This is a genomic window from Nocardia sp. NPDC059195, assembly GCF_042754695.1.
GTDB lineage: Bacteria > Actinomycetota > Actinomycetes > Mycobacteriales > Mycobacteriaceae > Nocardia.
This window is the reverse complement of the sequence record NZ_JBHZBG010000004.1, coordinates 229,454-252,855: the sequence shown is the minus strand read 5'-3', so window position 1 is coordinate 252,855 and position 23,402 is coordinate 229,454. Positions and strand designations below refer to the sequence as shown.

The 23,402-nt window shown below is 67.0% G+C and carries 21 protein-coding genes; 14 read left to right on the top strand and 7 right to left on the bottom strand.

The genetic code is table 11. The annotated features are described in order from the left end of the window. Nucleotides 1–63 precede the first annotated feature (63 nt). The gene (gene rpsT / locus ACFXKN_RS08255; protein ID WP_378952876.1) at nt 64–324 is read right to left on the bottom strand and encodes a 30S ribosomal protein S20; all 261 of its coding nucleotides are present in this window, start codon (nt 322–324) and stop codon (nt 64–66) included. 309 nt (nt 325–633) lie between these two features. Between rpsT and ACFXKN_RS08250 the strand changes: the two genes are divergently transcribed. From ACFXKN_RS08250 to ACFXKN_RS08235, 4 genes are all read left to right on the top strand, one after another. Further along, nucleotides 634–2,259 carry a circularly permuted type 2 ATP-grasp protein gene (locus tag ACFXKN_RS08250; RefSeq protein WP_378952977.1) on the top strand — a complete coding sequence of 542 codons (1,626 nt, stop codon included), beginning with the start codon at nt 634–636 and terminating at the stop codon, nt 2,257–2,259. Nucleotides 2,260–2,263: 4 nt separating this feature from the next. Next, nucleotides 2,264–3,241 carry an alpha-E domain-containing protein gene (locus ACFXKN_RS08245; protein WP_378952873.1) on the top strand — a complete coding sequence of 326 codons (978 nt, stop codon included), beginning with the start codon at nt 2,264–2,266 and terminating at the stop codon, nt 3,239–3,241. Beyond that, nucleotides 3,238–4,080 carry a transglutaminase domain-containing protein gene (locus ACFXKN_RS08240; RefSeq protein ID WP_378952870.1) on the top strand — a complete coding sequence of 281 codons (843 nt, stop codon included), beginning with the start codon at nt 3,238–3,240 and terminating at the stop codon, nt 4,078–4,080. Before ACFXKN_RS08245 ends, ACFXKN_RS08240 begins: the two co-directional genes overlap by 4 nt. 66 nt (nt 4,081–4,146) lie before the next feature. Continuing rightward, nucleotides 4,147–4,923 (top strand): aquaporin, encoded by a 777-nt coding sequence (locus ACFXKN_RS08235; RefSeq protein WP_379432783.1) that lies wholly within the window; start codon nt 4,147–4,149, stop codon nt 4,921–4,923. Nucleotides 4,924–4,977: 54 nt separating this feature from the next. Here the strand turns inward: ACFXKN_RS08235 and ACFXKN_RS08230 are convergent, their stop codons facing one another. Beyond that, nucleotides 4,978–5,529: a type II toxin-antitoxin system PemK/MazF family toxin gene (locus ACFXKN_RS08230; protein WP_378952864.1), complete on the bottom strand. Its 552-nt coding sequence runs from the start codon at nt 5,527–5,529 to the stop codon at nt 4,978–4,980. A gap of 234 nt (nt 5,530–5,763) precedes the next feature. Here ACFXKN_RS08230 and lepA point away from each other — a divergent pair, with 234 nt between their 5' ends. Beyond that, entirely contained in the window at nt 5,764–7,638 is a 1,875-nt protein-coding gene (lepA, locus tag ACFXKN_RS08225) for a translation elongation factor 4 (protein WP_379432782.1), read from the top strand. A gap of 21 nt (nt 7,639–7,659) precedes the next feature. On the opposite strand, the gene ACFXKN_RS08220 is transcribed toward lepA, so the two are convergent. The 3 genes from ACFXKN_RS08220 to ACFXKN_RS08210 are packed head-to-tail and all read right to left on the bottom strand — an operon-like array spanning nt 7,660 to nt 10,113. Beyond that, nucleotides 7,660–8,952, bottom strand: a complete 1,293-nt coding sequence (locus tag ACFXKN_RS08220; RefSeq protein ID WP_379432781.1) for an ATP-binding protein — start codon at nt 8,950–8,952, stop codon at nt 7,660–7,662. Continuing rightward, nucleotides 8,949–9,641, bottom strand: coding sequence for a response regulator transcription factor (locus ACFXKN_RS08215; RefSeq protein ID WP_379432780.1), 693 nt, complete (start codon nt 9,639–9,641; stop codon nt 8,949–8,951). The genes ACFXKN_RS08220 and ACFXKN_RS08215 overlap by 4 nt, the downstream gene beginning before the upstream one ends. 34 nt (nt 9,642–9,675) lie before the next feature. Beyond that, nucleotides 9,676–10,113: a hypothetical protein gene (locus ACFXKN_RS08210; RefSeq protein WP_379432779.1), complete on the bottom strand. Its 438-nt coding sequence runs from the start codon at nt 10,111–10,113 to the stop codon at nt 9,676–9,678. 280 nt (nt 10,114–10,393) lie between these two features. Between ACFXKN_RS08210 and ACFXKN_RS08205 the strand changes: the two genes are divergently transcribed. Together ACFXKN_RS08205 and ACFXKN_RS08200 are read left to right on the top strand one after the other, a co-directional pair. Then, complete coding sequence (locus tag ACFXKN_RS08205; protein WP_379432778.1) at nt 10,394–12,472, top strand: hypothetical protein; 2,079 nt, start codon at nt 10,394–10,396, stop codon at nt 12,470–12,472. A 47-nt stretch (nt 12,473–12,519) separates the two neighbouring features. Next, nucleotides 12,520–14,325: a hypothetical protein gene (locus ACFXKN_RS08200; protein WP_379432777.1), complete on the top strand. Its 1,806-nt coding sequence runs from the start codon at nt 12,520–12,522 to the stop codon at nt 14,323–14,325. Here the strand turns inward: ACFXKN_RS08200 and ACFXKN_RS08195 are convergent. Next, the gene (locus ACFXKN_RS08195) at nt 14,319–16,316 is read right to left on the bottom strand and encodes a glycoside hydrolase family 15 protein (protein WP_379432776.1); all 1,998 of its coding nucleotides are present in this window, start codon (nt 16,314–16,316) and stop codon (nt 14,319–14,321) included. The genes ACFXKN_RS08200 and ACFXKN_RS08195 overlap by 7 nt on opposite strands. A 140-nt stretch (nt 16,317–16,456) precedes the next feature. On the opposite strand from ACFXKN_RS08195, the gene ACFXKN_RS08190 reads away from it, so the two are divergent. Next, nucleotides 16,457–16,693 carry a hypothetical protein gene (locus tag ACFXKN_RS08190; RefSeq protein ID WP_194828689.1) on the top strand — a complete coding sequence of 79 codons (237 nt, stop codon included), beginning with the start codon at nt 16,457–16,459 and terminating at the stop codon, nt 16,691–16,693. 111 nt (nt 16,694–16,804) lie between these two features. Here ACFXKN_RS08190 and ACFXKN_RS08185 read toward each other — a convergent pair whose 3' ends face one another. Then, the gene (locus ACFXKN_RS08185; protein ID WP_378952838.1) at nt 16,805–17,854 is read right to left on the bottom strand and encodes a M48 family metallopeptidase; all 1,050 of its coding nucleotides are present in this window, start codon (nt 17,852–17,854) and stop codon (nt 16,805–16,807) included. 74 nt (nt 17,855–17,928) lie between these two features. Here ACFXKN_RS08185 and ACFXKN_RS08180 point away from each other — a divergent pair, with 74 nt between their 5' ends. The 6 genes from ACFXKN_RS08180 (at nt 17,929) to ACFXKN_RS08155 (ending at nt 23,394) form a co-directional block, all read left to right on the top strand. Further along, nucleotides 17,929–18,018 carry an Ms4533A family Cys-rich leader peptide gene (locus ACFXKN_RS08180; protein ID WP_019045829.1) on the top strand — a complete coding sequence of 30 codons (90 nt, stop codon included), beginning with the start codon at nt 17,929–17,931 and terminating at the stop codon, nt 18,016–18,018. Nucleotides 18,019–18,228: 210 nt separating this feature from the next. Further along, nucleotides 18,229–19,281, top strand: coding sequence for a sulfate ABC transporter substrate-binding protein (locus tag ACFXKN_RS08175; protein ID WP_378952835.1), 1,053 nt, complete (start codon nt 18,229–18,231; stop codon nt 19,279–19,281). A 92-nt stretch (nt 19,282–19,373) separates the two neighbouring features. Next, on the top strand, nt 19,374–20,225 hold the full coding sequence (cysT, locus tag ACFXKN_RS08170; protein ID WP_378952973.1) for a sulfate ABC transporter permease subunit CysT: 852 nt from the start codon (nt 19,374–19,376) through the stop codon (nt 20,223–20,225). Then, nucleotides 20,222–21,028, top strand: a complete 807-nt coding sequence (gene cysW / locus ACFXKN_RS08165; protein ID WP_378952832.1) for a sulfate ABC transporter permease subunit CysW — start codon at nt 20,222–20,224, stop codon at nt 21,026–21,028. The genes cysT and cysW overlap by 4 nt, the downstream gene beginning before the upstream one ends. Next, on the top strand, nt 21,025–22,020 hold the full coding sequence (locus ACFXKN_RS08160; RefSeq protein WP_378952829.1) for a sulfate/molybdate ABC transporter ATP-binding protein: 996 nt from the start codon (nt 21,025–21,027) through the stop codon (nt 22,018–22,020). Before cysW ends, ACFXKN_RS08160 begins: the two co-directional genes overlap by 4 nt. A 369-nt stretch (nt 22,021–22,389) precedes the next feature. Then, nucleotides 22,390–23,394, top strand: coding sequence for a diiron oxygenase (locus tag ACFXKN_RS08155; RefSeq protein WP_378952970.1), 1,005 nt, complete (start codon nt 22,390–22,392; stop codon nt 23,392–23,394). Nucleotides 23,395–23,402 lie beyond the last annotated feature (8 nt).

Below are 23,402 nucleotides of genomic sequence, written 5' to 3'. Positions count from 1 at the left end.
TCATCGAGGCCACGGCGGCTGCGTCTTGCGAGGTATTACCAGCGAGCATTAGCTCGCCGACGATCAGATCTTGTTCAGAGCCAGCGCGAGCGCGGACTTCTTGTTGGCCGCCTGGTTGGCGTGGATGACGCCCTTGGACGCGGCCTTGTCGAGCTTGCGGCTCGCGAACTGCAGCTGCTCAGCAGCCTTTTCCTTGTCGCCGCTGGAGGCAGCCGCACGGAAGTTGCGGATCGCGGTGCGCAGCGCGGACTTGACCGACTGGTTGCGCTGACGCGCTTCCTCGTTGGTACGGATCCGCTTCATCTGGGACTTGATGTTGGCCACGCCTGTATCCTCTGGTTTCCTGTCGCTGGGTGGTGTTCCTTGAAAGCTCGTCGGGCGCGCGCCCACGATGCAGCAGTTGGTGCTGAACTACGGGTAACACCGCGCCGAATATCGAGGTTACCAGCTCGGCACCCCCCGGCGAAATCGGCCCTGGATCCACCGGACCGGGGAGACGACGCCGATTTCACCCCTTTCAGGTGATGCAAAGAATTTACCTGTGTCACACACGACGCTGCTGCCGGGTGATGCACAGTTTTTGTCATGACCTCCACCACTGCGCCGGGTACGGCTCGATCTGCATCACCGGCGATGGTGAGAACGAACGGACATCCAGCAGCCACGCACACCGGCTTGTTCGAGGGGTACGGCCCGGGACGCTTCGCCGACGCGTTCGACGAGATGTTCGACGGGTCGGGAAAAGTGCGGGCGCCCTACAAGGGCATCCACGCCGCGATGGCGGCCAATGACGTCGATGACCTGGCCAAACGATCGGACGCGCTGGACCGCGCGTTCATCGACCAGGGCATCACCTTCTCCCTCTCGGGCCAGGAGCGGCCGTTTCCGCTGGATCTGGTGCCGAGGGTGATCGCCGCCGCGGAGTGGGCCAAGCTCGAACGCGGGATCAAACAGCGGGTCACCGCGATGGAGTTGTTCCTGGCCGACGTCTACGGCGAACAGAACATTCTGCGCGATCAGGTGATCCCCAAGCGGCTGGTCACCTCGTGCGAACACTTCCATCGCGAGGCCGCCGGGCTGGTACCGCCCAACGGTGTGCGCATCCACGTCTCCGGCATCGACCTGGTCCGCGACGAAAAAGGCGACTTCCGGGTGCTGGAGGACAATCTGCGCTCGCCGTCGGGAGTGTCCTATGTGATGGAGAACCGGCGCACGATGGCCAGGGTCTTCCCCGATCTGTTCTCCTCGCATCGGGTGCGCGCGGTGGGCGACTATCCGGGCCACCTCCTGCGCGCGCTGCGGGCGTCCGCGGCGCCCAACGAGGTCGACCCGACAGTGGTGGTGCTCACGCCGGGCGTGCACAACTCCGCCTACTTCGAGCATTCCCTGCTGGCCAGGCAGATGGGCGTGGAACTGGTGGAGGGTCGCGACCTGTTCTGCCGCGACAACGTCGTCTACATGCGTACGACGGCCGGAGAGCGTCAGGTCGACGTGATCTACCGGCGCATCGACGACACCTTCCTCGACCCGATGCACTTCCGCCCCGACTCCGTGCTCGGCGTCGCCGGGGTGCTCAACGCCGCCCGCGCGGGCAATGTGGTGATCTCGAGCGCGGTCGGCAACGGCGTCGGCGACGACAAGCTCATCTACACCTACGTACCCAAGATCATCGAGTACTACCTGGGTGAGAAGCCGATCCTGCCCAATGTCGACACCTTCCGCTGCTGGCTCGACGACGAGCGCGAGGAAGTGCTCGATCGGGTCGGCGACCTGGTGGTCAAACCGGTCGAGGGCTCCGGTGGCTACGGCATCGTGATCGGGCCCGACGCGTCGCCGCGCGAGCTGGAGGCGATCAAGCGCAAGATCAAGGCCGACCCGCGTGGCTGGATCGCCCAGCCGGTGGTACAGCTCTCGACGGTGCCGACCAAGATCGGCGACGATCTCGCGCCCCGCCACGTGGATCTGCGCCCGTTCGCGGTCAACGACGGCGACGACATCTGGGTGCTGCCCGGCGGTCTCACCCGGGTCGCGTTGCCTGCGGGGTCGCTGGTGGTGAACTCCAGTCAGGGCGGCGGCAGCAAGGACACCTGGGTGCTGGCCGGGCGCTCGGGGACCGAAGACCGGGAACTGGCCGGACCCGAACTCGTCAGCGAACCGCCGCAAGCGGATTCGTTCGAGATCGGTCGCGAACTCAGCACGCCGCAGGCCAATCAGCAACAGCAGCAACAGCAGCAGACACAGCGGCTGATCGGGGAATAGAGACATGCTTGCGCGAAACGCCGAATCCCTCTACTGGATCGGCCGATACGTCGAGCGCGCCGACGACACAGCGCGCATCCTTGACGTGGCAGTGCACCAACTGCTCGAAGACGCCACCGTCGACGCGGACCGCACCTCCCGCGTGCTGTTGAAGGTGCTCGGGATCGAACCGCCCGAGGGCCTGCGCCTGGACGTGTGGTCGGTCACCGATCTCGTCGCCTACAGCCACGACCACGGCGTCTCGATCAGTGACTCCATCACCAAGGCCCGCGAGAATGCCCGCGGCGCACGCGAAGTCACCTCGAGTGAGATGTGGGAGTGCCTCAATGCCACCTACAACGGCATGGCCGCGGCGGAGCGGGCGGCACGTGGCCTCGGCCCGCACGAGTTCTTCTCCTACATCAAGGGCAGGGCGGCGATGTTCACCGGACTGACCGACTCGACCCTGAGTCGCGATGACGGCTACCGCTTCCTGCTGCTCGGCCGCTCCATCGAACGCGTCGACATGATGGTGCGGCTGCTGCTCTCGCGTGCCGGTGACAAGACCTCCTCGCCCGCCTGGGTGACGGTGCTGCGCTCGGCGGGCGCGCACGACACCTACCTGCGCACCCATCGCGGCGCCCTCGACGCCGCCAGGGTCGCCGAGTTCATCCTGATCGACCGCCTGTTCCCGCGTTCGGTGTTCCACACGCTGCGGGTCGCCGAGGCCTGCCTGACCGAGCTCGATCAGCGACCGGGCAGTCGCGTCGGCGCGCGGCACGAGGCGCAACGGGTGCTCGGACGCGCGCGCAGCGAACTCGAATTCCTGCCGCCTGGAGTGTTGTTGGAAGATCTGCAGAGCCGCCTGCTCGCCCTGCAGAAATCGTGCCGTGAGCTCAGTGAAGCCGTGTCACGCCAGTACTTCCATGCCGCCCCGTGGGTGGCGTGGACCGATGTGCGCAGCAAGCAGGACGGCCGCGTGCAGGTAGAGGGAGAGCTATGAGTTGGCGGATCAGGGTGGTGCACACCACCGGTTATGTCTACGACGCGCCCGTGACGCGATCGTTCAACGAGGCCAGGCTCACCCCGCGCGCCGACAGCAGGCAGAACGTGATCCTCAATCGCGTCGAAACCGTGCCCGCCACAAGGGCTTATCGCTACACCGACTATTGGGGCACCGCGGTCACGGCCTTCGACCTGCACGCACCGCACACCGAACTCGAGGTGACCGGGTCCTCGGTGGTGGAGACCGAACCGTTCGCCGAACCCGCCGAGGAACTGAGTTGGGACGAACTGCAGGGCGGGCGTGTCGTCGACCGGTTCGACGAAATGCTCAGCCCCACCGCCTATGTGCCGCGCGATCGCAAACTCGCGACCGTGGCGCGCCAGCTCTCGCGCGGTGAGGAGCCTGCCAAGGCGGTGGTGCGCGCGGCCGAGTGGGTGCACAAGGAAATGGACTACATCGCGGGCACGACCTCGGTGCACACCTCGGCGTTGCAGGCCTTCGCCGAGCGCCGTGGTGTGTGCCAGGACTACGCCCACCTGACGCTGGTGTTGTTGCGCAGCATGGGTATTCCCAGTCGCTACGTGTCCGGTTACCTGCATCCGAAGCCGGGCGCGGCGATCGGCGAGACGGTGGCGGGCCAGTCGCACGCGTGGATCGAGGCATGGACCGGACAGTGGTGGGGATATGACCCGACCAACAATCTCGCCGTGAACGAACAGCACGTGTCGGTCGGTGTCGGACGTGACTACGCCGATGTGCCGCCGTTGAAAGGCGTGTTCTCCGGCGGCGGCTCGACAGACCTGGAGGTCGTTGTGGAGGTCACCCGCCTCGCGTAATGTCCGAGAGGCTCGTGCGGACCCCGCTCGCCGCGGGGATGATTCCTCCCGGAGAGGTGGCAGCCGATGTCTCCCACTGCACAGGAACTCGTCGAAATCGAAGTAGTCCCCGAGCCGAAGAAGTGGGCGGCCGAGGGGCTCGGCACTTTCATCCTCGTGATCTGTGGCGTCGGCACGATGGTGCTGGCGGGCGATCGGGTCGGCGCGCTCGGCGTCGCCTTCGCCTTCGGGCTGTCGCTGATGTTCCTGGTCTACGCGATCGGGCCGATCTCGGGCTGCCATGTCAATCCGGCCGTCACGCTCGGGCACATGTTGCTCGGGCGGATCAGTGCGATCGGCGCGGTCGGCTATGTGATCGCCCAGCTGGTCGGCGCGTTCCTCGCCGGACTGGTGCTGTTCGCGCTGGCCAACAATCTGCCCGCCTACGACCGCCCGGTCGACGGTCTCGGTGCCAACGGCTGGGGTGCGCACAGCCCGTCGGCGGTGACCGGGCCCCTCGGTGAGGTCGTGGTGCAGAACGGGTACGGCTTGGCGGCCACCATCATCATCGAGGTGATGCTCACCGCGCTGCTGGTGTTCGTGGTGCTCGCCTCGACCGATCAGATCTCCGACGTGCCGCTGGCCGGGCTCTCGATCGGCGTCACTCTCACGGTGATCTACCTGGTGTCGCTGCCGATCGACAACACCTCGGTGAACCCGGCGCGCAGCCTGGGCGTCGCGCCGTATCAGGACGGTGCGATGGCGCAGGTGTGGGCGTTCATCGTGTTCCCGCTGATCGGCGGGGCGCTGGGGGCGCTGCTCTACGGCCTGATCTTCGGCCGGTCCAAGGACGTGCACTCCTAGCTACGAACCATCGAACCCCGATCCGGTGTACCCGGGTCGGGGTTCGATTGTCGTTCAGCTCCAGCTGTATTCGGCGACCAGGCGGTGCGCGACCAGGTCGAAGGTCTTGCGCTCGACGATGGCGCCCTCGCGCCGGATACCGTCCTCCGGCACGTCGAGTACCCGGTCCAGCCGCACCCAGCTCGGCCTGCCGTCGTGATCCCACGGCCCGGCGCCGATCCCGACCCAGTTGCGGTCGTGGGCGCGGTCGGCCTTGGACGACAGCATCAGCCCGAGCAGGGTCTTGCGGTCGCGCCCGACCACCAGGACCGGGCGGTCCTTGCCATTGGTCGGGTCTTCTTCGAACGGCACCCAGGTCCAGACGATCTCGCCGGGGTCGGCGCGCCCGTCGAGCTGCGGGCAGTAGACGATCTGGCGGGCGCGATGCGCCGTCGGCACGGGTGTCGAGGCTGTCGGACGCACCGCGACGGCGGGTCCGGACTTGGTCGCCAGTGCGTCCACCAGCTTCTCGAGCAGTCGCGGCCCCTGCTTGCGCACGATTTTGGGCCCCTGCTCCTTGGCGATGACGCCGAGCTGCTTGCCGAGACTGTTCCAACTGCTGGCCATCTCTGAAATATAACGCCGACTCGCACTTCGGTGCACCGGTGACAGGGCCGTCGCCGCGCGAAATGAGGGGTCGACGCACGGTCCGGTGCACCGGTGGCAGGGGTCTAGCTGGGCGAAATGTGTCGTCGACTCACGGTCTGGTGCACCGGTGGCAGGGGTCTAGCTGGGCGAAATGTGTCGTCGACTCACGGTCTGGTGCACCGGTGGCAGGGGTCTAGCTGGGCGCATGGGACGATGGGCGCAGTTCGCCTATACCCCGCGAGGAGTGGAGTGGCTTCCAGTTTTGCCGATACGACGTTCACCGATCCGTCCCGGATCCGGAACTTCTGCATCATCGCCCACATCGACCATGGCAAGTCGACCCTGGCCGATCGGATGTTGCAGCTGACCGGTGTGGTCGAGGAGCGGGCCATGCGCGCCCAGTACCTGGACAGGATGGACATCGAGCGCGAGCGCGGCATCACGATCAAGGCGCAGAACGTGCGGTTGCCGTGGACGGTCGACGGCACCGAGTACGTGTTGCACATGATCGATACTCCGGGCCACGTCGACTTCACCTACGAGGTCTCCCGCGCGCTCGAGGCCTGTGAGGGTGCGATTCTGCTGGTCGATGCCGCGCAGGGCATCGAGGCACAGACCCTCGCGAACCTGTATCTGGCGCTGGAGAAGGATCTGACGATCATTCCCGTGCTGAACAAGATCGACCTGCCCGCCGCCGATCCCGATCGGTACGCGGCCGAGATCGCCCACATCGTCGGCTGCGAGCCGGACGACGTGCTGCGGGTCTCGGGTAAGACCGGTGTCGGCGTGCGAGAACTGCTGGACAAGGTGATCGAGGCCGTTCCCTCTCCCGTAGGCGACGCCGACGCACCCGCTCGCGCGATGATCTTCGACTCGGTCTACGACACCTACCGCGGCGTCGTCACCTACATCCGCGTGGTCGACGGCAAGATCTCGCCGCGCGAGAAGATCAAGATGATGTCGACCGGTGCGACCCACGAGTTGCTCGAGGTCGGCATCGTCTCGCCCGAACCCAAGGCCACTCAGGGGCTCGGCGTCGGCGAGGTCGGTTACCTGATCACCGGCGTGAAGGACGTGCGCCAGTCGAAGGTCGGCGATACCGTCACCAGCGCCCGCAACGGCGCTCCCGAGGCACTCACCGGCTACCGCGAGCCGCGCCCGATGGTCTACTCGGGTCTGTACCCGGTCGACGGCTCCGACTACCCGGATCTGCGCGACGCACTGGACAAGCTGCAGCTCAACGATGCCGCGCTCACCTACGAGCCGGAAACCTCGGTGGCGCTGGGCTTCGGTTTCCGCTGTGGCTTCCTCGGTCTGCTGCACATGGAGATCACCCGCGAACGCCTGCAGCGCGAGTTCGATCTGGAGCTCATCTCCACCGCGCCCAACGTGGTGTACCGGGTCGAGATGGAAGACGGCACCGAACACGTCGTCACCAACCCGTCGTACTGGCCCGAGGGCAAATCGCGGCACGTGTACGAACCCATCGTGAAGTGCACCGTCATCTCGCCGAGTGAGTTCATCGGCTCGATCATGGAGCTGTGTCAGCAGCGCCGCGGCGAGCTGGGCGGCATGGACTACCTGTCCGAGACCCGCGTCGAGCTGCGCTACACGATGCCGATGGCCGAGATCATCTTCGACTTCTTCGACCTGCTGAAGTCGCGCACCCGCGGCTACGCCAGCCTCGATTACGAAGAGGCGGGCGAGCAGGAAGCCGATCTGGTGAAGGTCGACATCCTGCTCCAGGGCGAGGCCGTCGACGCGTTCAGCGCGATCGTGCACCGCGACGCCGCGCAGGCCTACGGCCACAAGATGACGACCAAGCTGCGCGAACTGATCCCGCGCCAGCAGTTCGAGGTGCCGATCCAAGCCGCGATCGGCGCGAAGATCATTGCCCGCGAGAACATTCGGGCGATCCGCAAGGACGTGCTCGCCAAGTGCTACGGCGGCGATATCAGCCGTAAGCGCAAGCTGCTCGAAAAGCAGAAGGAGGGCAAGAAGCGCATGAAGACCATCGGTCGCGTGGAGGTCCCCCAAGAAGCCTTCGTGGCGGCACTGTCCTCGGATTCGGACAAGCCCAAGAAGTAGGCAAGCCCTCAGCGCGACAACTCAGGCGCCGGTGCTCACCGGCGCCTGAGTTATTTCCACCCGCAGGCGGGCGCCGCCGAGCGGACTCCGGTCGAGTTCGGCTGTGCCGGAATGCAATTCGGCCTGCTGGCGAACCAGTGCGAGGCCGAGGCCGGAGCCGGGGGAGCCCGGTCGTTTGGCGAAGCGGTCGAAAGCGGTGGGGGACAGGTGTTCCGGAATGCCTGCGCCGTTGTCGTCGATGGTGATCGACGCGCCGTTGCCGGTGGCCCGTGCGGCGACGGTGACCTCGGTGGCGTGCCCGTGCAGGACCGCGTTGGCTACGGCATTGGTCACGATCAGCATGATCCCGCCGGGCAACCCGTGTACCGGGACCGGATCGCACGCGGTGAGCGTGATGTCGACGCCGGGATTCGCGCGGCGCGCGTTCTGTACCGAGCGGTCGAGGATTTCGCACAGTTCGAACGGTTCGAACGCACCGTGATCGGTGAGCTCGCCGACGGCGAGGCGTTCCAGATCGGTGAGGGTGCGCTCGATCTGGCCCTCGGCGGCCAGCACGTCGGCCAGGACGGCGCCGCGCTGGTCGGCGGGCAGTTCGGTGCCCGCGAGCACCTGCAGGTCGGTGCGCATGGCGGTGAGCGGGGTGCGTAGTTCGTGGGCGCAGACGGCGGCGAAGTCGCGGGCACTGGCCAGCGCCTGCCGTGTCTCGCCGTGCGCGGTCTCGAGGCGCGCGAGCATCCGGTTGATCGCGTCGGAGAGTTCCTCGGCTTCCTTGGCGCCACGTCCCGACAGCGGTGGCAACTCGTCGAGTGTGTCGATTTCGTGGGTGGCGGTGGCCAGCCTGCGCAGTGGTCTGGCGGCGAATCCGGCCAGTACCCAACCCAATACGGCGGCGGCGAGCACCCCGGCCACCCCGATGCCGAGTCCGATCAGCTGGCTGCGGGTGATGGCGGCGTCGACGAGTTCGCGATCGGGATCGAGCCGGACCACCAGACCCGGCGCGCCCTGCACCAGCGCCAGCGATTCGTTCGCAGCTGTGCCAGGGACCACGATCGTGTGTTCACGAGGGATGGTCGGTGCGAGGACCGCAGGCCCGGGTACGGCAGGAGCCCCGAGCTCGGACGGTGGACTCGGGCGATCACCGTCGAACCGCTGCGCGACCTGCACCCGCATGCTGGACACGGTCTGATCGAGCTGGCTGGTACCCGCCACCTTCAGCAGCGCGCCGTAGGTCAGGCCGAGGGTGACCGCCACGATCGCGGCGACCACGGCCGATACCAGCGCCACCCGGACCCGCAGCGACCATGACGCCTTCACGGCTGATCCCGCAGCACGAACCCGACCCCGCGCACGGTGTGCACCACCCGCGCGACACCGTCGGCCTCCAATTTGCGTCGCAGATACGAGACGAACACATCGACCACATTGGTGTCGGTGGTGAAGTCGTAACCCCAGACGGCCGACAGGATCTGCTCGCGCCCGAGCACGATCCCGGTATTGCGGGCCAGCATCGCCAGCAGTTCGAACTCCCGTTTGGTGAGGTCGACCGGCGCCGAACCCGCGTGCACCCGATGCCCGGTCAGATCGATCACCACCTCGCCGACCTGGATCGTGTCGGTCGAGGCGGTGACGGTTGCCGGCCTGCGCCGCAACAGCGCGCGCAGCCGCGCGACCAACTCGCCCAGATCGAACGGTTTGGTCAGATAGTCGTCGGCGCCACGCTCGAGCGCGGCGATCCGGTCGGTGACCGCACTGCGCGCGCTGAGCACGCAGATGGGGATGTCGTTGCCCATCGCGCGCAGTGCGGTGACGACGCCGACACCGTCGAGTTCGGGCATGTTCACATCGAGCACCATGGCGTCGGGCGCGGCGGAACCCACCAGGGAGAGTGCACGGGCGCCGTCGGGCGCGGTGATCACCTCGAAGCCGGAGAGCTCCAGGCCGCGCCGCAGCGACGCGAGCACGCGGACCTCGTCGTCGACGACCAAGATCTGCTGTCCCGTCATGCACTCACCCTAGTGTTTTCCTTGTTAGCGCTGGTCAGAACGGTCGTGCGGGCTGGGTGTCGGCAGAACCGGTTGCCGGCGCAGGGACGGCATCGGTGAAGCCACCGGGCGCGGGGACGCTGGTGCGCACCCCGCCGGGGTGGATCTGCTGACATTCCACCGGACCGTCCATCGGCGGTGCGGGGTGTCCCGGGGCCGGCGCCGCGCGTTCGATGCGGATCTGACCGGACTCATGGCCGGGCCGGCCGGGAACGGTGTGCTCGAAGTGCACACGAGGCCCGTCCGACAGCGGGGGCATTCCGGGAACGTCGCCGCCGCCCGGCGCGGTGCAGATGATCGTGGTTGCCCGGCCGTCGTCGGGACGGTCGCCCGGATCGGCGGAGGCGACGCCGGTGACAGTGGCGGTGATCACGGCGGCGCCGCCGAGTAATGCGGCGGCCTTGACGCGATTGCGGGTGGCGAGTGCGGTCATGATCGGGCTCCTGACTATGCGTTTCACCGACCTCCTCGGCCGGCGAGCACCGACGTTATGGCGCCGAACTTCAGGCGCCGTTGAGCAATCGTTAGAGTTCTCTTGGGATCGTCGGCGCCCCTGATTCCCCGGGCTCGCCGAAAGATGTTGCTCGCCATAAGGTGAGTACCAACCGGCCTGGACGAAATGACAGGCCGATGTCCGGGAAATAGTGTTGGATGGGCCTCACTTCGCCGCTGTTTGTGGTGGGGAACCACAGCGATGCGATGTTGGAGCTTTGATGACGCGTGATCTGCCTTTCGATGACGGTGCCGCGCGCGCAGAGGGGTCGGAGGGGTCGGACACGGCCTACCGGATCGCCAACGGCGTGGCCAGGGTGGCCAGGGCAGGCGCCTACGTCACCGGTGGCGCGTTGGTCGCGGCCAACGGGACCACGCGCGAGCCGGGCACCAGCAATGCCGACAGCCGGTACGCGGGCTGGTCTCAGCAGACCGTGCCCACCGATCCGAGCCCGGACGCACCCAGCCCCATCGTGACCTTCCCCGACTTGGCCGTCGAGCCGACGCCTGCCCCCGTCGTGCCGCACACGCCGTTCTTCGCGCCGCCGAAGGCCGACGCCTCGATGGTCGCGGCGCCGGACGAATCCGGGTGGCGCCCAGAGATTCCCGGTTCCGATGATGATCGCGAATTCCGGATCCCCGGCAGCGACGAGCCGTCGAGCGGTATCGGCATTCCGGCCTACGGGCACGCACCGGCCGGACCCGGCTACGGCGACAACGCCTTCCCGCTACCCGGCACCTCCCCGGACCCCGGCTTCGACCTCCCCGGTTTCGAGGGTCTGCCCGGCCAGGGCAACCTCCCCGGCTTCGACCTCCCTGGCACCGGCAACGGCCTGCCCGGTTTCGACGGTCTGCCGGGCGGTGGCATCGGTATTCCGGGCTACGACGGTTTGCCCGGACAGGGTTTCGGCATCCCCGGCTATGACAGCGTCGGTATGCCCAGTGGCGACCTGGCCGGCTCCAACGGCATGTTCAACGGAATCGGCGATCTCGACGGTGCGTTCGACGGTGTGGGCGGCATGTTCGACGGCGTCGGCGCGATGGTGACCACCGACTGGCAGGTCGACGTCCACGTCGGGCTCGACGGGGTATGGGCCACCTCGCAGATGAAGGTCGACGTGCAGGTCGGCCAGGTCGGCGATCAGCTCGACGACTACGGCCAGTGGCTCGGTGACGGGCTGAAGGTTCCCGGCGACCCGGCGGCCACCTCGCCGACCGGGTCCGGCCTCGGCACCTCGCCGTCCGGCGGTTCCGGCCTCGGCAACTCGTCGTCGGGTGCTCCCGGCCTGCCCGGATCGTCGTCCTCGGGCGTCGGTCTGCCCGGCACCGCGGCGCCCGCCCCGGCGATCGCAGCGCCTGCCCCCGCCATCGCGGCACCTGCCCCCGCGCCCGTCGCCGCGACGCCGTTCGCCCCGGCTCCCGCGCCCGCCCCGGCCCCGATCGCCCCCGTGCCTGCGCCGATCGCGCCCGCCGCGCCCGCGCCGGTCGCTGTCAACCCCGTGGTCAGCACGCCGTTGCAGACCACCATCCAGCCCGACGTCGCGACCACCCCGATCGCGAATGTGTTCGGCCACCAGGCCGTTTCGCCGCTCACCGCGCCAGCTGCCTCGGTGCCGGCCCTGTTCACCCCGCCCACGCCGACGAAACCCGTTGTGCTGCCCGATGTTTCCGGTGGCGGCAGCACCCCGACGACGGTGCCGGTGACCGTTCCGTCCAAGGTCCCGACGGTCGACATCGACACCCCGACCACAGTGAAGCTGCCCGTCCCCTCGGTCACGGTCCCGACCGCGCCCGATGACACCAAGGTGCCGATCACGGTGTCGCCGACCGGGCCGGCCAAGCCGACCGTCCCTGACGACGACATCACCACCAAGCCGGGCACCACCGGCGGCGTGACGACACCCTCCACCGGTGGCGTGACGACACCCTCGACCGGCGGGAGTACCCCGACCGTCGACGTGCCGAGCCAGACCGCACCCCACACGACCGCGACGGTGCCCACCCAGCAGCCGACCGCGCCGACGAAGCAACCGACCATCGATCAGCCGACCAAGCAGCCCACCGTCGACATCGATCCGCCGACCGTGGTCACCCCACCGCCGGTGGTCACCGTGCAGCCCACCGTCGCGCCGGTAAAACCCCCGGTCATCGAGACCAAGCCGATCGCCGCCGAGTTCGACCAGCACGACGGCGGTTACCATGGCGTTTCGGCCGGATTGTTCGATACGGGCATGGGTGGTGGCGATTTGCTCGCTGCCGCGTTTCCCGTCGAGCACCATGGGTATGACTTCGTGGTCTGAAACACGACGATTTCGGCCGTGTTCGATGCGACGAGAGTGAGGAACAGTTGTCTGCCGCAGCCGGACTGCAGACCGCGACGGTGAAGCATCCGGATGTGATGGCTCCCGTTGTCGCGCTGGTCGACGAACTGCGGGAACTGGTCCGCTCGGGCGGCCGCAATGACCTCGATGCGCGCCTCGGGATGGTGCGGGCCAGGCTCAGCGATCCGCGGGTCCGGATCGTTGTCGTCGGTGAGCCGCAGGCGGGGATGAGCACGCTGGTCAACAGCATGGTCGGGTCCCCGGTCAGCGCCACCGAGGGCAAGCCGAGCGTTCCGGTGATCGTCGAATACGGCCAGGCGCCGAAGGCGACGCTGGTGAAATCGGCGCCGGGCGGCCGGGTCGAACGGGTGCCCGTCGATCCGCTGAACCCGCTGCCCGCCCTGACCGCCCTCGGCGTGCTGCGCGCCGAGTTCGCCGAGCCGAGTGCGCTGCTGGCCGACGGTCTCGTCGTGATGGACGCGCCGGGTTCGACCGCCCACGAGGCGGCCGCCTGGTCGATGATCGCCGCCGCCGATGTGGTCCTCTACGCCGCGGATTCCGCCGCCGAACTCACCGAGGCCCAGCTGGACTACCTGCGCCGGGTCGAGCAGGTGTGCCCGGCGGTGGTCTGCGTGCTCACCAAGATCGACCGCAACCCGCACTGGTCGCTGACCCAGCGGCGCAATCGCACGCTGCTCGACGGTGCCGGGCTGAACTTCGCGGTGGCGCCCGTCTCGGGTCTGCTGCATCGGGAGGCCACCGAGCGCGGCGACCAGCAGCGTGATGCCGAGTCGGGGGTGCCCCAGCTCATCGATCATCTGAGTGAATATGTTGTCGCCCAGGCTGATTCGGTGGCAGTGGCGGCCGCGGTGCGCGATATCGCGCTGATCACCGACCAGCTCACCGTCACTCTGCGGGCCGAGTCGGATACGCTGCGCGACCCGCGCAGGCGCGCCGAGATCACCCAGCGTCTGGCCGCCGCGCGCACCACCGCCGACCAGTTGCGCCAGCGCACCGCCACCTGGCAGGTCACCCTCGTCGACGGCAGTTCCGAGCTCAGCGCCGATATCGAACACGATCTGCGGCACCGCTTGCGCACGCTGGTCCGCGAGGCCGAGGCCGAGATCACCCGCACCGACCCGGTGCGCAAGTGGGCAGACTTCGCCGCCGAACTCGACGCGCGCATCTGCGAGGCGGTCGAGGAGAATTTCGTGATGGCGCACTATCGTGCCGTCGAACTCACCGAGCAAGTGGCCTCGAAATTCCCGCCCGACAACCGCACCCCGCCGTTACCCGAACTGCGCCTGACCGATCCCGGCGAGGTACTCGAGCCGGTGCAGTCGTTGGAGACGCTAGAAAGCGCCAAAGTCGTTGTCGGACAGCAGTTTCTCTCCGCGTTGCGCGGTTCCTACGGCGGCATCCTGATGGTCGGTCTGGCTACCAGCCTGTTTTTCGGTATGGGGCTGGTCAACTGGTATTCGGCGGGCGCGGGCGTACTGCTCGGCGTGAACGCCCTGTGGGACGAACGCCGTTCCCGCAAGCAACGCAGACAAGCCGAGGCGAAGGTTGCGGTGGCACGCCTGGCCGACGATGTGATCTTCCAGGTGGGCAAGGAATCACGCAACCGCCTGCGCGCACTGCAACGAGTGCTGCGCGACCACTACACCGAGATCGCCGCCGAAGTGGGCCGCACCGCCGACGAGGCACTGCGCGCCGCCGAGGAAACCGGCCTGCGCTACGGCGACCACCGCGAACTGCGCATCACCGAGATCGATGCGGGCCTGCGCACCGTGGCCGGGCTGCGAGCCCGCGCCGAGCGTCTCGCCTACTGAGCGGCCATCGGACCTTCACGGTCGGTGTGACGGTGCGACGGTGCGTGCGCGGGCTGGAACTGACCAACGTTGCGCTGGTCCTCTGCCCGGATCACGTGGGTCACGGCGTTGATCAGTGCCAGGTGGGTGAACGCCTGCGGAAAGTTGCCGAGGTGACGCCCGGTGCGCGAGTCGATCTCCTCGGCGTAAAGGCGCAGCGGGCTGGCCAGTCCGAGTAGCCGCTCGCACAGATTGGTGGCCCGTTCGAGTTCGCCGATCTCCACCAGCGCCGAGACCAGCCAGAACGAGCAGATCGTGAACGTGCCCTCCTCGCCCTCCAGCCCGTCGTCGGTGGTTTCGGTGCGGTAGCGCAGCACGAGCCCGTTGACGGTGAGATGGTCGGCGATGGCGAGCACGGTCGCGCGGATACGCCGATCGTCGGGCGGCAGGAAACGGGTCAGCACCGCCAGCAGCAGCGAGGCATCGAGAGTGTCGCCACCGTAGGTCTGCGTGAGGATGCCCTCCTTGCTGACACCGAATTCGAGGACGTCGGCCCGGATCTCCTCGGCGATCTCGAACCACTCGGCCGCACGCTCGTGCTGGCCGTGCAATTGCGCCAGCCGGGCACCGCGATCCAGCGCCACCCAGCACATCACCTTCGACGAGGTGAAGTCCTGCGGTTCACCGCGCACCTCCCAGATCCCGCGATCGGGTTTGCGCCAGTTCGCGATCGCCGCGTGCACGGTGCGTTCGAGCAGCGGCCACAGCGATTCCGGTATCTGCCCGCGCGATTTCACGTGCAGGTACACCGCGTCGAGCATGGTGCCCCAGATGTCGTGCTGGTCCTGGTCGTAGGCGGCATTGCCGACGCGGACCGGGCGCGCGCCGTCGTAGCCGGAAAGATTGGGCAGCTCGTATTCGGTGATGCGACGTTCGCCGCCGATCCCGTAGAGCACCTGCAGGGGGACCGCTTCCCCATTGTCGCCGGTGGTGACGTCATCGAGGAAGGCGAAGAAGTCGTTGGCCTCGCGGTCGAGTCCGAGGGTGTAAAGGCCCCACAATGCGAAACTCGCGTCCCGCACCCAGGTGTAGCGGTAGTCCCAGTTACGTTGTCCACCAGGGGTTTCCGGAAGTGAGGTGGTCGAGGAAGCGAGCAGTGCACCGGTCGGCGCGTAGGTGAGTCCCTTCAGCGTGAGCGCGCTGCGCTGCAAGTAGCTGCGCCACGGATGATCGGGGAAGTCGCCCTGGTTGATCCAGCGTCGCCAGCATTCGGCGGTCGCCCACATCTTCTGTGCCGCGTCGTCGAAGGTGGCGGGCGCGGGCAGTTCCGACCAGGTCAGCGCGACGAACACCTGGTCACCCTCGGACATTCTGGTGCGTGCCCGTGCCTCTCTGCCCTCCAAACCGAGACGCAGGTCGGTGGTGAGTATCAGCGACGGCCCGACAGCTGGATCGCTCGTCGCCCGCGCGGTCGCCTGCTCGTAGACCTTGCCGGTGTACTCCCATTTGGCCCCGCCCCGGTGGTAGTCGAACGAGGGCTGACAGCTCATTTCCAGCTCCACAGTGCCGCTCACGCACTTGACCGTGCGCAGCAGCATGTGTTCGGCATCCCAGTCCATCGGGGTGCGCCGGTGGGTTTTCGACCGGGCGATGTTGTTGTGCCACGGGCCGAGTACCAGCGCATCGCGCACGATCAGCCAGCCGGTTTCGGTCTGCCAGGTCGTTTCCAGGATCATCCCGCCCGGCAGATACCGTCGCGCCGCCGGCACGTTCTTGCCGTAGGGGCCGATGCGGAAATGTCCGGCGCTACGGTCGAGGACCGCGCCGAAAACGCTGGGGGAGTCGGGGCGTGGCACGCACATCCATTCCACCGAGCCGCTGCTGGCGATGAGGCAGCTGGATTCACAGTCGGACAGGAAGGCGTAGTCGTCGATGGGTGGAAACGCACCGCGACGGCCGCTGGAGGAGACCGGGCTCAGAATCGGCAGGCTGTCCACGCTGGGAGACTCCATACCCCATCATCACGGCGGTGCGGGCGCGCGTCCACCGCTGTGGGCAGCGATATCGGTTGATCCGCTGGTCGCGGCCCGGGAATTCGCTTGCGCCGAGTGGACGGCGAGGGCGTTCACGGTGACCGACTAGGCTGGTCGGCGTGCAACGCATCGCAGGTTGGTGGGACGGCTTCGAACTCTGGGTAGCCGGGCTGCCCTTCATTCCGCAGTTTCTCGTGGTGCTGGTCGGCATGGTCCCGATCAGCTTCGCCATCGCTTTCCTACTCGACCGCGGCTTGCGCATGGCCTTCCGCGTCCTGCGCCGCGACGATCGCACCGAACCGCCGATGCCGGTCACCCTCGCCGAACGCCCGACCGTCGGCAGCGGTGCCCGCTGATGCCACGTTCTCGCGTTCAGCTCGCTCTCCTCGCCCTGCTCGTTCTCGTCGTCATCGCCTGGTTCTTCACGCGGTGACCGGCGCGAGCACAAGCCCGCGCCGGCGCCGCGGCTAGTTCTTACGCCAGTCGTCGAAGCGTTTGCCCAGGTCCGATACTGTGCGGCCGACTTCCTGACCGACCGTGTTCACCGCTGAGCCCACATCGCGTCCCAGGTCGCGCACCGTGCGAACCAGCATGTCCTCGGACTGATCGAACGACTCGCGATAGTGCCGGGCCGCCTCCTTGACCTCCTCGCTGATGCGCGCGTTGCGGTCGTGCTCACGGCGCGGGTAGGTGCCGCCGAGCACCCGGTCGTAGTCGCCGGACTGGATCCAGCGACGCAGCTCGGCCGCGCGCAGCACCGAGAACGGGTGCGACTGCAATTCCAGGTTGAGCAGCTTGAGCACGCCGTCGCGCAGGTCACCCGAGCGCAGGTAGTCGTCGGCCTGGTCGAGGAACGCGCCGTGGTTCATCTCGTGCAGCCACGCGCCACCCGCGGTCTTCATGTGCACGCGCACCGAGGCGTCCACGTCCTGGCAGCACAGCAGCCCCGCCCGGTCGCCGGACAGCTCCGACTTGCGGCTCCACTCCATCAGAGCCGCCACGATCGCGCGCAACGCCCAGCCGCCCACCGGCATCCAGCCGACCGAGGCCGACAGGCGCATCAGGTGCATGAGCATCGTGCGATACACCGCGTGCCCCGACAGCGCGTGGCCGAGTTCGTGGCCTACGACGAACCGCAACTCCTCGGTGTCCATCAGTTCGAGCAGCCCGGTGGTGAGCACGATGAACGGCTTGTCCATCCCGATGGTGAACGCGTTCACCGACGGGTCCTGCAGCACGAACATCTCCGGCGTGGATTGCGCGTCGAGCACGCCGACGCAGTCCGCGCGCAACTGGTGCAACGTGCGGAACTGCCGATCGTCGACCCGCACGGCCGTCGCCAGATACATCAACCGGTGCTGACGCTCGCGCAGCAATCCCGACAGCGCCCGCAGCACCGTGTCGAAGCCGCTCAGTGAGCGCAGTGCCACGAGCGCGGTGCGGTCGGCCGGGTGTTCCCAAGCGCGCGTGCTGATCTCCGGAAAACGCGTGCGAACCCGGTCTGGAGCCATGGTCATAGAATGAAATTCCCCCTGGTTGATGAACTCTCGTCGATTGCGACCATCATGTCGCAACCTGCTACAGTCTGCCTGTGTCGTCGAGTGTCGCCCCGCAGATCCGCCATGAGTTGGCGTTGATCGCTGTCGGCAACCTCGCCGTCGCTGACATTCTCTGTCGATGATCGGCCACCGGACTCGTCTGCGCGTTTCTGCCCAGTAGACTGGCGCGCGCTTTCCCTTTCGCAGTCGAAGTCCGTCACTGTCGAGGCCACCGGCCCGAGTCGCGCCAACTGTCGTGCATTCCGCACACGGCAGGTCTACCGATCGATGAGCGTAATCCTGCCGCCACGAAAGATGTTGCGCCGCAGGTCCTTCCCGAAAGGTTCACCCCGATGTCTCGCAATACCTGGATCGGCTCGCGCCGTCGCGCCGCCGCCGTCGCTCTCACTGCTGTCGCCGCGCTCGCGCTGACCGCTTGCGGCGGTGGGGCCAGTGACTCGACCGACGGCAGCGACATCGTGGCCGACGGCAGTGGGGGCACCATCAACCTCTATGCCTATGCCGTGCCCAAGCCGGGATTCGACCTGGTCACGTCCGCGTTCAACGAGACCGAGGCAGGCAAGGATGTCGCGGTCCGGCCGTCGTACGGCGCCTCGGGCGACCAGTCGCGCAAGGTCAAGGACGGCGCCGAGGCCGATGTCGTGAACTTCTCCGTCGAGCCCGATATCACCCGCCTCGTCGACGCGGGCCTGGTCGAGGAGAGCTGGAACGCCGACGCCACCAAGGGCATCCCCTTCGGCTCGGTCGTCACCCTGGTGGTGCGCGAGGGCAACCCCAAGGGCATCAACGACTGGGACGACCTGCTGAAGCCGGGAATCGAGGTTGTCACCCCGAACCCGTTCAGCTCCGGCTCGGCCAAGTGGAACCTGCTCGCCCCATACGCCGCCAAGAGCGACGGCGGCAAGAACCCGCAAGCAGGTCTCGACTACCTGTCGCAGCTGATCTCCCCCGAACACGTGCGGGTGCAGCCCAAGTCTGGTCGCGAAGCCACCGAAACCTTCCTGCAGGGCACCGGTGACGTGCTGCTGAGCTACGAGAACGAGGCCATCTTCTCCGAGCGCAACGGCGACCCGATCGAGCACATCAACCCGCCGACCACCTTCAAGATCGAGAACCCGGTCGCGGTGCTGAAGAACGCCAAGAACCTGGCCAAGGCCACCGCGTTCCGCGACTTCCTCTTCACCGCCGAAGGTCAGAAGGCGTGGGCGCAGGCAGGCTTCCGTCCGGTTGACCCGAAGGTCGCCGCCGAGTTCGCCGAGGACTTCCCGACCCCGGCCAAGCTGTGGACGATCGACGACCTCGGTGGCTGGAAGGCCGTCGACAGGGATCTGTTCGCGCAGGGCACCGGCAAGGTTGCCGTCATCTACGACCAGGCCACCAAGTAGTCGGTGACCCGGCTCACACGCGATACTGGACAACTGTGACTGACAGCAGTGGGCCCGCCGGGACCGGGGAAACCCCCGATCCCGGCGGCGCCGTGAAACTGGACAAAAAGCCGCCAGCCCCGCGCCGACCTCGCTGGTCGTGGCTGCGCGTTACCGGCTCGGTGGGCCCGTTCGGCATCGGTGTCGCCGTGATGTGGCTCAGCGTGATCGTGCTGCTGCCGCTGGCAGCGCTCACCGTCAGCTCCTTCGAAGAAGGCTGGTCGGGCTTCTGGGACGCGGTCACCGCGCCCTCGGCGCTCGACTCGCTGAAGGTGACGATCGGCGTCTCGGTGATCGTGGCCGTGATCAACATCGTGATGGGCACCCTGATCGCCTGGGTGCTGGTGCGTGACGAGTTTCCTGGCAAGGGCATCGTCAACGCGCTGATCGACCTCCCGTTCGCGCTGCCGACGATCGTCGCCTCGATCGTGCTGCTGGCGCTGTACGGCCCCAACAGCCCGGTCGACATTCAGCTCAACGCCACCCAGCCAGGTCTGGTCGTGGCGCTGGCCTTCGTCACGCTGCCTTTCGTGGTGCGCTCGGTGCAACCCGTGCTCATCGAGGTCGACAAGGAAGTGGAACAGGCCGCGCTCTCACTGGGCGCGAGCAACTGGACGACATTTCGCCGGATCGTGCTGCCCACGCTCACGCCCGCGATCATCTCCGGCGGCGGGCTCGCCTTCGCCAGGGCGATCGGTGAGTACGGTTCGGTGGTGCTGATCGGCGGCAATATCCCGCGCGAGACGCAGATGACCTCGCAGTACATCCAGCAGCAGATCGAGGTCGACCGGCCGGTGAACGCGGCCGCGGTATCGGTGGCGCTGCTGGTCATCTCCTTCGCCACGCTGTTCGTGCTGCGGCTGCTGGCAGAGCGCGCGTCCCGAAAGGAGAGGGCGGACCAATGAGGCTCTCCGTGTTCACCCGCCTTTCCCTGCGGACCGTTGCGCTGGGCTACCTGTTGATTCTGTTGGTCTTGCCGCTCGGCGTCATTCTGTACCGCACATTCGAGCGTGGGATCGGTGCGTTCATCGATTCGATCACCACGCCCGCAGCGATCTCGGCGTTCCAGTTGTCGATGATCATCGTGGCCATCGTGGTGCCGCTGAACGTGATATTCGGCGTCATCACCGCGCTGGCGTTGGTCCGGAGCAAGTTTCCCGGCCGCAATCTGGTCCAGGGTCTCGTTGACTTGCCGATCGCGACGTCGCCGGTCGTGGTCGGTGTTGCGCTGATCCTGCTCTGGGGTGCGGGCGGCTGGTTCGGTGCGATCGAGAACACCGGCTTGAAGGTGATCTTCAGTTTGCCCGGCATGGTGATCGCGACGATCTTCGTCACGCTGCCGTTCGTCGTTCGCGAGGTCGAGCCGGTGCTGCACGAGATCGGTGAGGACCAGGAGATGGCGGCGGCGACTCTCGGCGCCAATCGCTGGCAGACGTTCTGGCGGATCACTCTCCCCGCCATTCGCTGGGGCCTCACCTACGGCGTCGTGCTCACCGTGGCTCGTTCACTCGGCGAATTCGGCGCGGTGATCATGGTGTCGACCGCGCTGCCCGGCAAGTCGCAAACACTGACTCTGCTGGTGCACGGCCGCTACATCAACGATCACAACACCTTCGGCGCCTACAGCGCGGCCACCCTGCTGATGGGCATGGCATTGGTGGTTCTTCTCCTGATGACTCTTCTCGAACGCAAACGGGGCCCCGAATGATCACCGTGACCAACGCGCGCAAGAACTACGGTTCCTTCGCCGCTCTCGACGATGTCAGCATCGACATCCCATCCGGCGAATTGACCGCCCTGCTCGGCCCGTCCGGTTCGGGCAAGTCGACCCTGCTGCGGTCGATCGCGGGACTCGAGTCTCTCGATTCGGGCATCGTCATGATCGCGGGCAAGGACGTCACCCGCGTCTCACCGCAGAAGCGCGACATCGGCTTCGTGTTCCAGCACTACGCCGCGTTCAAGCACATGACTGTGCGTGACAATGTCGCCTTCGGCCTGTCCATCCGCAAGCGGCCGAAGAAGGAGATCGACAAGCGCGTCGACGAGCTGCTCGGCATCGTCGGCCTCGACGGTTTCCAGCACCGTTACCCGGCGCAGCTGTCGGGCGGTCAGCGTCAGCGCATGGCACTGGCTCGTGCGCTGGCCGTCGACCCGCAGGTGCTGCTGCTCGACGAGCCGTTCGGCGCGCTCGATGCCAAGGTGCGCACCGATCTGCGGCAGTGGCTGCGCAGGTTGCACGACGAGGTCCACGTGACCACCGTGCTGGTCACCCACGACCAGGAGGAAGCCCTGGATGTGGCCGACCGGATCGCGGTGATGAACAAGGGCCGCATCGAGCAGGTCGGTTCGCCCGAGGAGGTCTACGACCGGCCCGCCAACGAGTTCGTGATGTCGTTCCTCGGCGCGGTGGCCCGGCTCAACGGCCATCTGGTCCGCCCGCACGATATCCGCGTCGGTCGCGATCCCAGCATGGCGATGGCCGAACACGAGGGCACCGCCGAATCGGCGGGCGTCACCAGGGCCACGGTCGAGCGGATCGTGCGCCTCGGCTTCGAGGTGCGCCTGGAACTGCGCAATGCCGCGACCGGCGACCAGTTCGCCGCCCAGGTAACCCGCGGTGACGCCGCGGCGCTCCGCCTGACCGAGGGCGAGACGGTCTATGCCAGGGCGACCCGGATTCCGGACCTTCCGCACGCCTGATCCACCCTGCTACGAACGGGGCCCCGCGACATCCGTCGCGGGGCCCCGTTCGTGTTGCCGAGGGATTCGCCGACGGTACGAAACCCTCGTTGGACGCGGATCGGCGCAGGTTAACCGGTACCGGCGGTTCGCAGGCCGGAATGACGCGCTCGGCGGACAACTATTTTCCGCGTCTTGCCGCAGACCCTCGAAGACTGTGCACGACGCAGTGTCACAGGTAGAAGCACTTTTACTGGCGAGTAGGTTCCTCAACAGGGCTTTCGGTGCGCCGAGCACGCGAAATTCGGCAATGCGAAGAGTTGACGTGACTCCGTGTAGGTGTAACCATTGGAAACAGTAAACGTCCCTAACGGAGAGGCAGTGACGACGATGTCCGCGCCCACCACCCCTGACGTCGATCCTGTAGTCGCGGAGGCTCAGGCATACGCCGAGAAGTTGCTGATGCTGTCCGAGGCGTCGGTCGATCGCCACTTCGACCCGTTCGAGGACATCGACTGGGACGCCCCTGACTTCGACCCGAACTGCAAGCCGGAGCGCTGGGTTCTGGTGACCTCGGCTGACCCCATCGGTCGCCACCCCTGGTACCAGGCGCTGCCGCTGGAGCGCAAGATCGAGATCGGCAAGGTCCGTCAGGCCAATGTCGCCAAGGTCGGCCTGCAGTTCGAGGCCATCCTCATCGTTGGCATGATGCAGCACATCTTCAACCTGAAGAACAACGACCCGGAATTCCGGTACTGCTCGCACGAGATGATCGAAGAGCACAACCACACCCTGATGTTCCAGGAGATGGTGAACCGCGTCGCCGACGTGCCGGGCATGAACCCGCTGGTGCGCCAGCTGCGCCACCTGGTCTCCCCGGTCGGCGCCCTGATGCCGAACCTGTTCTTCATGGCCGTGCTCGCCGGCGAGGAGCCGATCGACCACATCCAGAAGGACATCCTGCGCTCGGGCGACGACATCCACCCGATCATGCGTGGTGTGATGGCGATCCACGTGGCCGAGGAAGCTCGCCACATCTCCTTCGCGCACGAGTTCCTGAAGAAGAACGTGCCCAACGCGCCCAAGTTCAACCGGGCCGTGCTGTCGATCGCGATGCCGACCATCATGTTCATCCTCGGCCGGGCCATCGCGACCCCGCCCAAGTCGTTCTTCAAGCAGTTCGACATGCCCGCCGATGTGCGCAAGGAGCTGTTCTACGGCTCCAAGGAGTCCAAGCGGGTCTTCGCCGACTACTTCATCGACGTGCGCGCGCTCGCCGAGGAGATCGGTGTGATGAACCCGGTCTCGAAGCTGGTGTGGAAGATGTTCGGCATCGACGGACCGTCGAGCCGCTACCGCTCGGAGCCCAAGCGCTCCGCCAAGAACGCCGCCTGAGACGATAG

Excerpts from the sequence above, each read along its gene's own strand:
- ACFXKN_RS08185 (WP_378952838.1), bottom strand. The coding sequence starts at position 17,854 with ATGACCATGGCTCCAGACCGGGTTCGCACGCGTTTTCCGGAGATCAGC.
- ACFXKN_RS08250 (WP_378952977.1), top strand. The coding sequence starts at position 634 with ATGGTGAGAACGAACGGACATCCAGCAGCCACGCACACCGGCTTGTTC.
- ACFXKN_RS08155 (WP_378952970.1), top strand. The coding sequence starts at position 22,390 with ATGTCCGCGCCCACCACCCCTGACGTCGATCCTGTAGTCGCGGAGGCT.
- ACFXKN_RS08160 (WP_378952829.1), top strand. The coding sequence starts at position 21,025 with ATGATCACCGTGACCAACGCGCGCAAGAACTACGGTTCCTTCGCCGCT.
- ACFXKN_RS08195 (WP_379432776.1), bottom strand. The coding sequence starts at position 16,316 with ATGGAGTCTCCCAGCGTGGACAGCCTGCCGATTCTGAGCCCGGTCTCC.
- cysW (WP_378952832.1), top strand. The coding sequence starts at position 20,222 with ATGAGGCTCTCCGTGTTCACCCGCCTTTCCCTGCGGACCGTTGCGCTG.
- ACFXKN_RS08235 (WP_379432783.1), top strand. The coding sequence starts at position 4,147 with ATGTCTCCCACTGCACAGGAACTCGTCGAAATCGAAGTAGTCCCCGAG.
- ACFXKN_RS08215 (WP_379432780.1), bottom strand. The coding sequence starts at position 9,641 with ATGACGGGACAGCAGATCTTGGTCGTCGACGACGAGGTCCGCGTGCTC.
- ACFXKN_RS08205 (WP_379432778.1), top strand. The coding sequence starts at position 10,394 with ATGACGCGTGATCTGCCTTTCGATGACGGTGCCGCGCGCGCAGAGGGG.
- ACFXKN_RS08240 (WP_378952870.1), top strand. The coding sequence starts at position 3,238 with ATGAGTTGGCGGATCAGGGTGGTGCACACCACCGGTTATGTCTACGAC.
- ACFXKN_RS08210 (WP_379432779.1), bottom strand. The coding sequence starts at position 10,113 with ATGACCGCACTCGCCACCCGCAATCGCGTCAAGGCCGCCGCATTACTC.
- lepA (WP_379432782.1), top strand. The coding sequence starts at position 5,764 with ATGGGCGCAGTTCGCCTATACCCCGCGAGGAGTGGAGTGGCTTCCAGT.
- ACFXKN_RS08175 (WP_378952835.1), top strand. The coding sequence starts at position 18,229 with ATGTCTCGCAATACCTGGATCGGCTCGCGCCGTCGCGCCGCCGCCGTC.
- ACFXKN_RS08245 (WP_378952873.1), top strand. The coding sequence starts at position 2,264 with ATGCTTGCGCGAAACGCCGAATCCCTCTACTGGATCGGCCGATACGTC.
- ACFXKN_RS08230 (WP_378952864.1), bottom strand. The coding sequence starts at position 5,529 with ATGGCCAGCAGTTGGAACAGTCTCGGCAAGCAGCTCGGCGTCATCGCC.